The following is a 13,669-nucleotide window of genomic DNA, read 5'->3' as shown; positions in this document are numbered from 1 at the left end:
GTGGCAAGCGGGGGATCGCTCTGGCAACGGACGCCCTGGACCCAGGCCAATGAGAGCCAGTGGCGCTATGCCCTGCGCAACAGCCTGGCCATGTGTCTGTCGCTCTGGCTGGCGTTCGTGTTGCAGCTGGATGCCCCCTACTGGGCCATGACCTCGGCCGCGGTGGTGAGCTTCCCCACCGTCGGCGGTGTCATCAGCAAGAGCCTGGGGCGGGTGCTGGGCAGCCTCATCGGCGCCATGGCGGCGGTGGTGATCAACGGCCTCGGCATCGCCGATCCCTGGCTGTTCAGCTTCCTCATCGCGCTCTGGCTCGGGCTCTGCACCTACGTCTCCAACCACTACCAGAACAACGTCTCCTACGCCTTCGCCCTGGCGGGTTACACCGCGGCCATCATCGCCTTCTCCTGCGTCGATGTGGACGATCCCCAGCACATCTTCGACATCGCCCAGTCCAGGGTGAGCGAGGTGATCGTCGGCATCCTCTGCGGCGGCCTGCTGATGATGATACTGCCGAGCACCTCGGACGGGGAGACCCTGCTGGCGTCGCTGTGCAAGAGCCAGCACCGGTTGCTGGAGCATGCCCAGTTGCTGTGGCTGGGGGAGGCCGGCGCCGATGTGCGCAGCGCCCACGAGGGGATGATAGGCCAGATCCTCACCATGAATGTGCTGCGCATCCAGGCGGTGTGGAGCCACCACCGGCTGCGGCGCCACAACAGGCTGCTCAACTTCCTGCTGCACCGCCAGCTGCGGATGATCAGCCTCATCTCGGGGCTGCGCCGCATGCTGCAACACTGGCCTGAGCAACCCCAGACGTTGCAGCCGCTGTTGGGGTCCCTGCTGAGCGCGCTGGCCGAGCCGGACTGCGACAAGCTCCGCATCGCCCGTCTGCTGGCGCCCTTCGTGGCCGGGGCGGAGGGCGATTTTCGCCGGCGCACCTTCTGGCTGCGGCTGCGCCATTTCTGCTGGAGTTATCTGGAGTGCCAGCGCTGGCTGAGCCGGCTGACACCCTATGACGGCCAGGAGTGGCCGGCGCCGCCGCGCCACAGCTCGCTCACCCAGCACACCGACAGCCTAGAGGCGGCCTACAACGGCGGCCGTACCTTCCTCTGCGTAGTGCTGGGCTGCGCCTTCTGGATCAACACCCAGTGGGAGTCGGGGGCCTCGGCGCTGACCCTGCTCTCCATCTGCTGCGTGCTCTACTCGGGGGGCGCCACCCCGGTGAAGGGGGTGACCACCATGCTGCAGGCGATCCTGGTGCTGAGCCTGGTCTGCTTCGGGGTCAAGTTCGGGTTGATGATCCGCATCGACGACTTCTGGCTGTTCTGCGCCCTGCTGTTCCCGGCCCTGATCACCATGCAGCTGCTCAAGTTGCAGCGCCCGTCATCGGCGGCGCTCTGGGGACAGCTCATAGTGCTGCTCGGCTCCTTCCTCGCCATCACCAACCCGCCGAGCTACGACTATCAAGAGTTCGTCAACGACAGCATCGGCAAGGTGCTGGGGGTGATGGTGGCCGGGCTGGCCTTCCAGATCCTGCGGCCCAGCTCGGATCGGCGCAAGAGCCGACGGCTGATCCGCCGCCTGCGCCGGGATTTCATGGATCAACTGGCCCCGACGCCGCAGCAGAGCGAGAGCGAGTTCGAGTCCAGGGTCTACCACGCGGTCGGCCAGCTCAGCCAGGGCCGGGATCAGGGCGCCCGGCTCTGGGTGCTGCGCTGGGGCGTGGTGCTGCTCAACTGCAGTCACATCGTCTGGCAACTCAGGCAGTGGCGCGGCAAGGAGCCGGCACTCTATCTGGTGCGGGACGGCTGCGTGCGCTGCCTGCGAGGGATCCTCACCGAGGGTGGGGTGCAGCATGACTCCCTCGGCCTGACTCTGGCCGAGCTGGATCGCATCAGCCGGGGGCTGGCGGGACACCGGGAGCCGGCGGCCCAGGAGCTGGCGGGCCTGGTGTGGCGGCTCCATTGTTCCCTGTCCCAGCTGTTGCAGGCACTGCCCCTGGCGTCAGATGCCACCTGATCCCGGCCAGTACGGCCGCCACGGCCGGCCTGGATCACCCTTTGCCACCGCCGGGTTTGTCCAACGCCGTCCCAACGAGTAAGATCCTCCCCAAACGTCAATTCGCAAGGCCCTCCATGTCCACTCAATACAATGCGGATGCCATTGAGGTCCTCAATGGCCTCGAACCGGTGCGTCGTCGCCCCGGCATGTACACCGACACCACCAGGCCCAATCACCTCGGCCAGGAGGTCATCGACAACAGCGTCGACGAGGCGCTGGCGGGCCATGCCCGCACCCTGGAGGTGACGCTGTTTGAAGACCAGTCCCTCGAGGTGATCGATGACGGCCGTGGCATGCCGGTCGACATTCACCCGGAGGAGGGGGTCTCGGGGGTGGAACTCATCCTCTGCAAGCTGCACGCGGGTGGCAAGTTCTCCAACAAGAACTACCAGTTCTCCGGCGGTCTGCACGGGGTGGGCATCTCTGTGGTGAACGCGCTCTCCGACCGGGTCGAGGTGACGGTGCGTCGCGACGGCCAGGTCTATGACATCGCCTTCGAGCGCGGCGACAAGGTGCAGGAGCTGACCATCAGCGGCACCTGCGGCCGCCGCAACACCGGCACCCGGGTGCGCTTCTGGCCCCAGGCGAGCTACTTCGACTCGCCCCGTTTCTCTGTCAGCAAGCTGGAGCACCTGCTCAAGGCCAAGGCCGTGCTCTGTCCCGGCCTCACCATCAAGTTCCTCGACAAGAACACCGGCATCAAGCTGGAGTGGTGCTACGAAGATGGCCTCAAGGATTACCTGATCGATGCGGTCAAGCAGTTCACCTGCCTGCCGGAGCAGCCCTTCATCGGCGCCTTCAGCACCGAGCAGTCCGCGGTGGACTGGGCGCTGTGCTGGCTGCCGGAGGGGGGCGAGTGCCTGGCCGAATCCTATGTGAACCTGATCCCCACCGCGCTGGGCGGCACCCATGTCAACGGCCTGCGCCAGGGCTTGCTCGACGCCATGCGCGAGTTCTGCGAGTTCCGCAATCTGCTGCCGCGCGGGGTCAAGCTGACCCCGGAAGACATCTGGGATCGCTGCGCCTACATCCTCTCGGTCAAGATGCAGGATCCCCAGTTCGCCGGTCAGACCAAGGAGCGGCTGTCGTCGCGCCAGAGCTCGGCCTTCGTGTCCGGGGTGGTGAAGGATGCCTTCAGCCTCTACCTGAACAGCAACACCGAGCTGGCGGAGCAGATCGCCGAGATCTGCATCAGCAGCGCCCAGCGCCGGCTGCGCGCCGCCAAGACGGTGGTGCGCAAGAAGATTACCCAGGGTCCGGCCTTGCCCGGCAAACTCACCGACTGCAACTGCGCCGACCCCATGCAGGGGGAGCTGTTCCTGGTGGAGGGTGACTCCGCGGGCGGCAGCGCCAAGCAGGCGCGGGATCGCGAGTTCCAGGCCATCATGCCGCTGCGCGGCAAGATCCTGAACACCTGGGAGGTGGAGGCCGGTCAGGTGCTCGCCTCACAGGAAGTGCACGACATCTCGGTGGCCATCGGTCTGGATCCGGACTCCGAGGATCTCTCCGGCCTGCGCTATGGCAAGGTGTGCATACTGGCGGATGCGGACTCCGACGGTCTGCACATCGCCACCCTGCTGTGCGCCCTGTTTGTGAAGCACTTCCGCACCCTGGTCAACAAGGGCCACGTCTATGTGGCCATGCCGCCGCTCTACCGGATCGACATCGGCAAGGAGGTGTTCTATGCCCTCGACGAGGACGAGAAGAACGGCGTGCTGCAGCGGGTCGAGGCCGAGAAGAAGAAGGGCAAGGTGATGGTGACCCGATTCAAGGGGCTGGGTGAGATGAACCCGAAACAGCTGCGGGAAACCACCATGGATCCCAACACCCGCCGGCTGGTGCAGCTCACCATGGACGAGCAGGGGGAAGATACCCTGCAGCTGATGGACATGCTGCTGGCCAAGAAGCGCGCCCCGGATCGCCGGGAGTGGCTGGAAGAGAAGGGCAACCTCGCCATCATCTAAGCCGTCGGCTGGTCCTGTACGGGCCAGCAAGCATTTAGCCGGAGTCGCCCTGTGGCGGCTCCCGAACCGAAAGAGAAAATCACATGAGTGATGCTATCGAGCTCAGTCTGGATGGGGTAGAGCGCCAGCCCATGCGCACCTTTACCGAACAGGCTTACTTGAACTACTCCATGTACGTCATCATGGACAGGGCCCTGCCCCACATCGGCGATGGCCTCAAACCCGTGCAGCGGCGCATCATCTACGCCATGAGCGAGCTGGGTCTGTCGGCCCTCTCCAAGCACAAGAAGTCCGCCCGTACCGTGGGTGATGTGCTGGGTAAGTACCACCCCCACGGCGACAGCGCCTGTTACGAGGCCATGGTGCTGATGGCCCAGCCCTTCTCCTACCGCTACCCGCTGGTGGACGGTCAGGGCAACTGGGGGGCGCCGGACGATCCCAAGTCCTTCGCCGCCATGCGTTACACCGAGGCGCGGCTGTCGCGCTTCTCCGAGCTGCTGCTCTCCGAGCTCGGCCAGGGCACCGTGGAGTGGACCCCGAACTTCGACGGCACCATGAAGGAGCCGGTGGTGCTGCCCGCCCGCCTGCCCCACATACTGCTCAACGGCATCACCGGCATCGCCGTGGGCATGGCGACCGACATCCCGCCCCACAACGCGCGGGAAGTGGCCCTGGCCTGTGCCGAACTGCTGGACAACCCCGATGCCGGGCTGGATGTGCTGATGCAACACATCCAGGGGCCGGACTACCCGACCAGCGCCGAGATCATCACCCCGCGCGATGACATCCGTAAAATCTACGAGACCGGCAAGGGCTCCATCAAGCAGCGGGCGGTGTGGAGCGAGGAGGATGGCGACATCGTCATCACGGCGCTACCCCATCAGGCCTCTGGCGCCAAGATCATGGAGCAGATCGCCGCCCAGATGGTGGCCAAGAAGCTGCCCATGGTCAGCGACCTGCGGGACGAGTCGGATCACGAGAACCCGACCCGGCTGGTGATCATCCCCCGCTCCAACCGGGTGGACATGGAGGGGCTGATGGCCCACCTGTTCGCCACCACGGATCTGGAGAAGAACTACCGGGTCAACCTCAACATACTGGGGCTGGACAACAGACCCCAGGTGAAGACCCTCAAGATGATCCTGTCCGAGTGGATCGTCTTCCGCCGCGAGACGGTGCGCCGTCGCCTGCAGTATCGCCTCGACAAGGTGCTGTCCCGCCTGCACATCCTCGAAGGCTTGCTGGTCGCCTACCTCAACATCGACGAGGTGATCGAGATCATCCGTACCGAGGATGAGCCGGGCAAGGTGATGATTGAGCGCTTCAACATCAGCGAGACCCAGGCCGAGGCGATCCTCGAGCTGAAACTGCGCCACCTGGCCAAGCTGGAAGAGTTCAAGCTGCGCGCCGAGCAAGATGAGCTGGCCATCGAACGCGACAAGCTGGAGCTGCTGCTGGGTTCAGAGCGCCGCCTCAACACCCTGCTCAAGAAGGAGCTGCTGGCGGACGCCGAGAAGTACGGCGACGATCGCCGCACCCCGCTGGTGGAGCGTGCCACCGCGGTGGCGCTGACCGAGAAGGAGCTGGTGCCGAGTGAGCCGGTCACCGTCATCCTGTCAGGCGCGGGCTGGGTGCGGGCCGCCAAGGGTCACGACGTGGACGTGGAAGGCCTCTCCTACAAGGCGGGGGATGGCTATCTGGCCCACGCCTGTGGCCGCAGCAACCAGCAAGCGGTGTTCCTCTCCACCCTGGGGAGAACCTATGCGCTGGAGGCCCACACCCTGCCCTCCGCCCGCAGTCAGGGCGAGCCGCTCACCGGCCGCTTCGCGCTGGGAGCCGGCGAGGAGGTGCGTCATCTGGTGATGGGCAACGAGGGGGAACCCTACCTCATCTGTTCCGATGCCGGTTATGGCTTCGTCTGCACCTATGACGATCTCATCGGCAAGAACAAGAACGGCAAGGCGCTGCTCAGCGTGCCGGAAGGGGGCCTGGTGATGGCCCCCCAGAAGATCGGCTCGCCGGAGACCGATCTCTGCATGGCCATCTCCAACGAGGGGCGCATGCTGCTGTTCCCGCTCAGCACCCTGCCGGTGCTCGGCAAGGGCAAGGGCAACAAGCTGATCAGCATCCCCTCCGCTCGCGTCAAGGCGCGGGAGGAGTTTATGGTGATGGCCGCCATCATACCGCAGGGGCAATATGTCACCCTGTTCGCCGGCAAGCGCAAGCTGACCCTCAAGCCATCCGACCTCGACTACTACCGCGGCGAGCGCGGCCGCCGTGGCGCCAAGCTGCCCCGCGGTTTGCAGCGGGTGGATAGGATAGAGATTGAAGCTGCTGCCGGGGCAGAGCCGGAAGCGGGGGAGAGTTCGGAAAGTTGATATAGAAAAGGGGGCGAATAATTCGCTCCCTTTTTATTTGATATGAACAGTGAATATTAAATTTATTGCTGGTGGTAGGTGTTGGGCTTCGTAAGCTCAGCCCAACCTACGGCCCTGCATCAACGATGTAGAACCAGTGTGTTTGCATCGTACGTTCTCTTTGCGCCCCCTCACTTTGTTATGGATCGACTGCCGCGAGGGCGAGGTCGTTGATGCGTTGCACCCGTTCGATATGGCGCAGCCCTTCGATGAAGCCGGCTGACAGGAAGATGACTGTTAGATCACGCTCGGGGTCAATCATCCATGCCGTGGAGGCACCACCGACCGCCGCGATACTTTGTGGTGATGCGGTGTGTCCGGTCGCGTTCAGGATGTGGCCACTCCCCCGGACATAGCCACCGAGCAAGGTAAAGTGCGCCGGGAAATCGTCGAGGCCGCGCTCTTCGACCTCGAATGCGGTCGCATCGTTAATCAAGCCCGTTGTATGGTCTTGCCGTGCGTAGTCGAAGAGTGCTGGCGAAAGAACTCGCTGGCCGTGGGCCGTTCCGCGCCCGCGGAAGACTTCTGTGAAACGGAAGACATCATTTATCGTGCAAAACGCATTTCCGCTCGGCATCTCCGCTTCCCCGTCAAGGAACTCGTTGAAAAGGCGCAGAAGCATCGGTGTGGTGGGTCCAGTATTCGATTCGGTAAATGACACTGGAACCCGTCGAGGATCGTCGATTGCGCACGCGAAGCTGCTGTTCGTCATGCCCAACGGTGTGAACAAATCCTCTTGTGCTATTCGATTGAAACCACGCTTTTTCGGATCGGTATTGACGAGGATTTGGCCTAGCAGATCGTAGCCTATGCCGGATGTATAGATGCATTTGGTGCCGGGAATGTAAGCCGCAGGCAATGCGCACATCGCAGCAGCCTTAAGCGCGAGGTTGCCGACCTTGTCCAAGCCCAGCGGAGGCGGGACGAGACCGAACGGCAGCCCAGCGGTGTGTGCCAGCAACTGCCGCACGGTCGCCCGCTGCTTGCCCAGTGCGCCGAAGCCTGGAACGAGGTCCGCGATGCGTGTATCGAGGCCGAAACGACCTTCATCAATCGCTTTGAGAACGAGTGTCGCGGTGTAGGCCTTCGACATTGACATGAGCAAGTATCGGTCGTCAGCAGATGGAGAACGACCAGGGGCCACCGTCCCGAAGCTTGCTTGGTAAGCCACCTGACCATGCCGGGCGACAAGGATCGAAGCACCAAAATGCTTCCCGCTGTCGATGTCGGCCTGAATAGAGTCACCAAGTCGGGAGAGCGCATCCTTATTCAAACCAAGCGAAGCAGGAACGATATCTGGGTTCATTGAGGGTTACTCCCTATGGTTGTAGTCATAGAAATATAACCGATTGCACGTTCAAGAGAAATTGCACTTTAGTGCGGAGGCTGTACCTGAGGGTTATGTATTCTTAAGTAAATAATGAAGTCCGCTTTTGGCACAAAGCCGTCAGTCAAAATGTAGTGGTTCACTGAATTTGGACACTCATTAACGCGGTAGAATGTCATACCGCAGACAGAGGTGTTCATGACCAAGAAAACGCGACGTTCCTTTTCCGCCGACTTCAAAATGCAGGCGGCGACTCTGGTGTTCGACCAGCATTACTCCATCCCAGAGGCATGCCAGGGCCGTAGGTTTGATTAGCGAAGCGTAATCAGACGTCCGCGAAAAATTTAGCAAAGAGCAATAAACAACCACTAATGGTCGATGTTGGGCTTCATGAGCTCAGCCCAACCGACACCCTACTTTCTTATTTAATATCAAATAACAGATCAATTGCTTGGCATTGCTGCTCAGTCAATTCACCAGCAAAATTACGCGATACTTTTCCAGAATATTTAAATTTACGTGCAACCGTTGTTTTAATAGTAAGTAGGGTGCAATGAACAACGTGAATTGCACCGCAATTTATATCCCGCTTGCTGCCGGTGCAATGCGCTGCGCTTATTGCACCCTACGTTAATGGCTTACTTCCCCTCATCCCCGATACTTCTCCCGCAAGGGGAGAAGGGGGCGTGTAGGATGGCGTCAGGGATATGGAGGGCCGTAGGTTTGATTAGCGCAGCGTAATCAGACGTTCGTGAAAATCGGCTGCCGCTGTCCTGTTGGCAATCCTCTTGTCTCCCCTTTGCCAATTGCCGCAGGGCAAGGATATGGCCGATTAGGCCTCGCAAATCGCCCCTACTCGCTAACATTGAAGGGAACAGCACAGTGCCAGGAGGCCAATCATGGAAACAGAGAAAGCCATAGGGCTTATCGAGGCCCACGGAGTCTTTCACGGGGATCACTACAGCTTCAACAGCGACGAGTTCGTGCAGTGGTGTCGGGAGGATACTCACCAGCCCCTCAGCCTGGAGCAGGCCAATCATGAGCTTGCCCCCTTCTGCGTCCGGGTCGGTTACGCAGAGCCGATCAGGTCGTGGCGTTACTATCTCACCTGATGCTCACCTGATGCTCACCTGAAGCGGGCAGAGGCGAGGCAAGGGCCTCGCCTTTTATATGCGCTGGGTAATGACGAAAGGAGTCGGCAAGGCTCCTTTCTTGTGATCATGCCCCAGCCTGTTGCTTTATATGCCGGCATGGCCACCCAGAAAGACCACCATGATGGTAAACAGCAGCCAATCATTGATGATGTGTGCGCCGGTCGATACCCAGATGTTTTTGGTGATGATGTAGCCGCTTAACAGCACTATGCGAGCGGTCCCGATAACCAGAAAACATTGCAGGAAATTCCAGCCATAAGTTGGCAGGTGCAATGCACCGAAGATGAGTGCAGTGCAGAGCCAGGCTGCAAGCAGCGCCCGCTTGCGAGTCATGTTGAGCTTTATGTGACAGAACCAGAGGATGGCCAGAAAAGGCAGTATGGAGACCACCTCCTCGCCGAAGAGTTGAGGCGCCGTTTTTAAATAAAAGAGGATGCGTGCCGTATTGGAGGCTTCTGCCAGCATGTTGCTCACAGGATTGCCATTCATCTGGAAAACATGCTGCAGCAATAAGGCAACGATAACGGACACCAGGATATTGGCGCCAGCAATTGCCATCATCAAGACGAGATCCCGCAGCCCAGGCTTTCTAAACAGTGCCCGCCATGCTGGACCCGCCACCATGGCGAGCACGACCAGGGGGATGAGAGGGAACAGGATGGCGGGTACAAAGCCGCCCATTGTGGTCTTATAAAACGCCATGGGGGCCGTCAGCGCTGCGAAGCCCAGCACCACGCCAAGCAGGATCAACACCCAGCCACGGGTGGATAATGCATGAGGCTCTTGGCGATAAAAAGGGAAGTCCCCGGCACTCTTTCGCTCGAAGCCATAACAATCACTGTCATTCAATGTCGTTATGGCCACAGATTTATATTCGCTCATGGTGATGCTCGATATTTAATTCGTTTGTCAGGGCGCGACTGCACATCAGATGATATGGCTAGTCGGTCACTCTCGCGCCTTTATTTAAACTTTAACAATCAAGGTCGCAACAAAGAAAGTGAGAGCCAGTAGCCTGTGCATTCCCTGCATACAGTTAGCTATAAAGTGTTTATTTTTCTTCGTCGAAAACATGCTTATATCACCAAGAGAGTTAAATGCTCAATTGATGTCCACCCTTATAATTTGTAATGACATGTTTCTCTGTCACTTTCTTAATACAATCTGGTTCATTTAGTAACAACTGGGTGGTTGTCACCCACGATTCAACTTTTGCTCTGTGTCGGTTGTTCCCGCAGCGATGGCCTCATCCTCGGCCCTTCTCCCCTTTCCATGCAAAGAGTGGGAGAAGGGCGTAAAGACAGCGCCTGCGGAGCAGGATCCGACGTGGCGTTGCGATAGTGGAAAGCGGGTTTATTCCCTCTCCATTTGGCAGAGGGGGTTGAGTCTTAGTTATTGAAATTCCAGGCGATGGGCAGCTCGACGTCGAAGATCAGCAGATTGTCTTGCAGGCTGAAGGGCACGCTGAGCTGGTGCTGCTCGTATTCGTCGACGATCAGGCAGCCCTCGAAGAAGTTGGATTCGTAACTGAGCTGGGCCAGACCCTGAGTGCCGTTCTGGTCGAGTTCGATGCCCAGCACGTGCGGCGGGTGCTCCTGGCTCAGATTGACCCCGGGATTTCCCTCATCCACCAGCCGCTCCAGCAGGGGGAAGAAGTCCCGCCTGTGGGCCTCTATCGCCCGGGCGATCGCCTGCTCCAGCTCGGCCTGAGTGGCAAAGGGGCCGGCGAGCCGGTACTGGGTCTGGATCCTTTCCTGGGTCATGCTCTTCTCCTTGGCTCTTCCCCTGCCATCAGTATCGGCGCAGGGCTGCCTGATCGACCGTTCGTGGACAGCTGGCAATATCAGGCGGGGATCCGGCCATTGCGCACCAGCGCCCGGCGGATGTTCTTGCACATCTTGCCAAAACTATAGAGCTCGTCGAAGGTGGGCGGGATGCCGCGATCGATCTGATATTGCCAATAGGACAGATCTGTATCCACCAGCTCCATCAGCTTCTTGGGGCAGCCGATGCAAGTATTGTCCGGCCCGCATCTGAAGGTATCAGGCTGATAGAGCGGGAATTCCTGCTTCACGGCATCGATGATCTGCTGCATCGCGGTGATCCTGTCGGGTTTTCTGCTCATGCCTTGCTCCCCTGCTACTGGTATGGGGGAGTCATTATATCCCTGACAAGTTGTAGGCCAATGATGCTAACGAGGTAGGGCGCCTGATCGGCGCGGGGTCATCAATCCTGTGCGAACATAATTGGCGTAGGGCAATGGCGGCCGATCGCGCCTCGTGCGGCCTGATGCTCTGCTAGCGGCGATGTGGGGTGCCAGGCCTGTCATATGGGCTTGCCCGAGGCGTGGCTGGAGAAGACGCTGAGAAGGTGGCCGGCTGGCTCGCGCAGGGTAAAGACCTCGTGGCCGATGGCGGGGCGCGCCTCGATCGGCGAGGGCGCAAGCCCCAGGGCGCTCAGGCGGCGGTGGGTCTCGTGCAGATCGTCGACCATCAGATCGAACGGGGCCTCGCCCGCCAGGACCCGATCCCGTCGCATCAGGAGCAGGTGGGTGCCGCCGCGCAGCTCGTAGACGCTGACCTCAGGCCCGTCGAAGATGGGCCTCATGCCGAGCTGGCGCATGAAGCGGGCGGACTCCTTCATCCGGTCGGTCTGCAACATCACATGGGCCACGCCAACCGGCGGTCTTTGCTCATCCTGCGCCATCTGCACGCCTCCTGAAACAGCCTGTGGGCCCAAGCCTGTCTTCACCCATCCCAAGCCAGATTATGGGGCAGCAAGCCACGGATAGGACAACGCCCGGTCAGGCCGGGCGTTATAAGGATGGATGGGATGGGCCGCACTTGCAGTGACAGCTTCTGCCGGGGCACATTTGCTACCCGCCATGGGGGGCCAGCCACTCCTGTGCTGTCATCAAGCATGGGCGCATTGCCCTCTGCGTGATTGGCTGCAATGACCGAGCCAAAGTGCGATCAGGCGGTGACGGGCGTCACCGACGGGGTAAATCTGGCGGCGATCAGCTGGCGCAGACGGGGCACCAGCAGCAACAGGATCAGGCCACCTGCGAGGGAACCCCAGCCCAGCATATTGAACACCGAGCCGTAGCCCGGATTGGTGGCGATCGGGGTGCTGCCACTGTTTTGCGGCATGGCGGCGGAGACATAGCCCGCCAGCACGGAGGCGACGCCGGTCACCATCATCCAGCAGCCCATCATCAGCCCCTGCAGGCTGGCGGGGGCCAATTTGCCTATCATGGCGTAGCCGATGGGGGAGATGAGCAGCTCCCCCAGGCTCTGCAGCACATAGCTGATGGCGATCCACTTGAAGGCGACCAGACCGTCCGCCCCCGCCAGATGGATGCCCACCGGCAGCACCAGCATCCCCAGCCCCATGCAGAACAGGGAGGCGGCAAACTGGGAGGGGATGTCGATGCGCCAGCCCTGCTCGCGCAGGCGCTTGAACAGCAGGGCCATCAGGGGGCCGCCGATGACGATGACCAGGGTGTTGATGTTCTGGATCCACTGGGGGGCGACTTGCCAGCCGAACACATTGAGGTTGATGTTGTGCTCGGAGAACAGCATCAGCCCCATGGGCGCCAGCTGGTAGAGGGACCAGAAGATGAGGGAGCCGAGGGCCAGAATGAGGTAGGCCACCATGCGGCTGCGCTCGGCCGGATCCCGATGGCGCGCCGTTATCACGCAGAGCAGCACCAGTACCATGGCCCCCAGCAGCAGCACGAAGCTGCCGCTGAAGCTGGCGTGGGTCAGCAGCAGGCGCAGGGCCGGCACCAGCAGGGCCAGGATGGCGAGGCCGCCGAGCATGCGCAGGTAGAAGCCGCGCCCCTTGATGTGGCGCAGCGGGGTGTTGATATCCGCCAGAATGGGCCAGAAGCAGAGGGTGGCGATGATGGCCAGCACGTTGCCCAGGGTGGCGAACAGGAACAGGGTGCGGTAGTCCTCGGTCAGCTGGAAGTAGCCCGCCACCGAGAAGCCGATGAAGAAGCCCAGGTTCATGCCGGCGTAGTTCCACAGGAAGGCGTTCTCGCGGCGGTGATCGTCGGGGGCGAAGCGCTGGGTCAGCATCATGTTGAGGCAGGTGACGTTGAGGCCGCTGCCGGTGAGGAACATGGCGAGCCCCCAATAGAGGCCGCTGATCCCCCTCTCGGCGATCAGGTAACAGCCGATCACCTGCAACACCATGCCCATGACGAACAGGTTGCGGTTGCTGAGGTAGCGCCCGCCGAGGTAGCCACCAAACAGGTGCAGGCCGTAGTTGAAGGCGCCGAAGATCCCCATCATGGCGTTGGCCTGGGATTCGCTGAAGCCGAGCCGCTTGGTGGCGTAGAGCACCAGAGTGGAGTAGAGCACGGCAAAGCCCAAGGTGGCGAAGGTCTGGATGAAGAACAGGGCACCCGAGCCCGGGGGGACGCTGGCGTGATGAGAAGCTGGGGTCGAAGCGCTCACGGCTTGTCTCCTGTGAGAGGGAAAATCACAACTCATCCTGAGAGCGTACCGGTCTGCTGCCGGTTAGCCTGTTGTGCGTCCTGCGGGTTTCAAGGCTGGATCGACATTTAGCGACCAGCCCGGGCAAATTGCCAGACCTTAAATTTAATCCCGAACGATTAATTGTTGTTTATCAATTTATTCTGACTTTTTATTCTTTTGCTGTGACGGCTTGGTCACGCCTTGGTTGGCGAGAACGGCGCCATCCTCGGCATCTTGATGGCTGTTTGGCACCAAGTTGGTCAGG

General features: G+C 60.9%; 10 protein-coding genes. 4 read left to right on the top strand and 6 right to left on the bottom strand.

The genetic code is table 11. From position 1 onward, the window contains the following. The 3 genes from KW825_RS06295 (at window position 1) to parC (ending at window position 6,400) form a co-directional block, all read left to right on the top strand. Window positions 1-2,016 (top strand): FUSC family protein, encoded by a 2,016-nt coding sequence (locus KW825_RS06295; RefSeq protein WP_218328652.1) that lies wholly within the window; start codon window positions 1-3, stop codon window positions 2,014-2,016. A 116-nt stretch (window positions 2,017-2,132) separates the two neighbouring features. After that, window positions 2,133-4,022, top strand: coding sequence for a DNA topoisomerase IV subunit B (gene parE / locus KW825_RS06290; RefSeq protein ID WP_218328651.1), 1,890 nt, complete (start codon window positions 2,133-2,135; stop codon window positions 4,020-4,022). 83 nt (window positions 4,023-4,105) lie between these two features. Then, window positions 4,106-6,400: a DNA topoisomerase IV subunit A gene (parC, locus tag KW825_RS06285; protein WP_218328650.1), complete on the top strand. Its 2,295-nt coding sequence runs from the start codon at window positions 4,106-4,108 to the stop codon at window positions 6,398-6,400. Between the two features lie 178 nt (window positions 6,401-6,578). Here the strand turns inward: parC and KW825_RS06280 are convergent, their stop codons facing one another. After that, on the bottom strand, window positions 6,579-7,745 hold the full coding sequence (locus KW825_RS06280; RefSeq protein ID WP_218328649.1) for a serine hydrolase: 1,167 nt from the start codon (window positions 7,743-7,745) through the stop codon (window positions 6,579-6,581). 920 nt (window positions 7,746-8,665) lie between these two features. On the opposite strand from KW825_RS06280, the gene KW825_RS06275 reads away from it, so the two are divergent. Continuing rightward, a complete protein-coding gene (locus KW825_RS06275) occupies window positions 8,666-8,878 on the top strand; it encodes a hypothetical protein (protein WP_218328648.1) in 213 nt (70 codons plus the stop codon). A 126-nt stretch (window positions 8,879-9,004) separates the two neighbouring features. Here the strand turns inward: KW825_RS06275 and KW825_RS06270 are convergent, their stop codons facing one another. From KW825_RS06270 to KW825_RS06250, 5 genes are all read right to left on the bottom strand, one after another. After that, the gene (locus tag KW825_RS06270) at window positions 9,005-9,802 is read right to left on the bottom strand and encodes a CPBP family intramembrane glutamic endopeptidase (protein WP_218328647.1); all 798 of its coding nucleotides are present in this window, start codon (window positions 9,800-9,802) and stop codon (window positions 9,005-9,007) included. A 506-nt stretch (window positions 9,803-10,308) separates the two neighbouring features. Then, window positions 10,309-10,683 (bottom strand): hypothetical protein, encoded by a 375-nt coding sequence (locus tag KW825_RS06265; protein ID WP_218328646.1) that lies wholly within the window; start codon window positions 10,681-10,683, stop codon window positions 10,309-10,311. A gap of 80 nt (window positions 10,684-10,763) precedes the next feature. Then, window positions 10,764-11,015: a hypothetical protein gene (locus KW825_RS06260; protein ID WP_042652013.1), complete on the bottom strand. Its 252-nt coding sequence runs from the start codon at window positions 11,013-11,015 to the stop codon at window positions 10,764-10,766. Window positions 11,016-11,245: 230 nt separating this feature from the next. Then, a complete protein-coding gene (locus tag KW825_RS06255; RefSeq protein ID WP_218328645.1) occupies window positions 11,246-11,626 on the bottom strand; it encodes a VOC family protein in 381 nt (126 codons plus the stop codon). A gap of 266 nt (window positions 11,627-11,892) precedes the next feature. Continuing rightward, complete coding sequence (locus KW825_RS06250; protein ID WP_371315781.1) at window positions 11,893-13,383, bottom strand: peptide MFS transporter; 1,491 nt, start codon at window positions 13,381-13,383, stop codon at window positions 11,893-11,895. Window positions 13,384-13,669 lie beyond the last annotated feature (286 nt).

Origin of the sequence: Aeromonas sp. sif2433 (genome assembly GCF_019218705.1) — a bacterium.
Taxonomy (GTDB): Bacteria; Pseudomonadota; Gammaproteobacteria; order Enterobacterales; family Aeromonadaceae; genus Aeromonas; species Aeromonas encheleia.
Note: the sequence above shows the minus strand (reverse complement) of the source record. Positions and strands in the feature narration are given on the sequence as shown.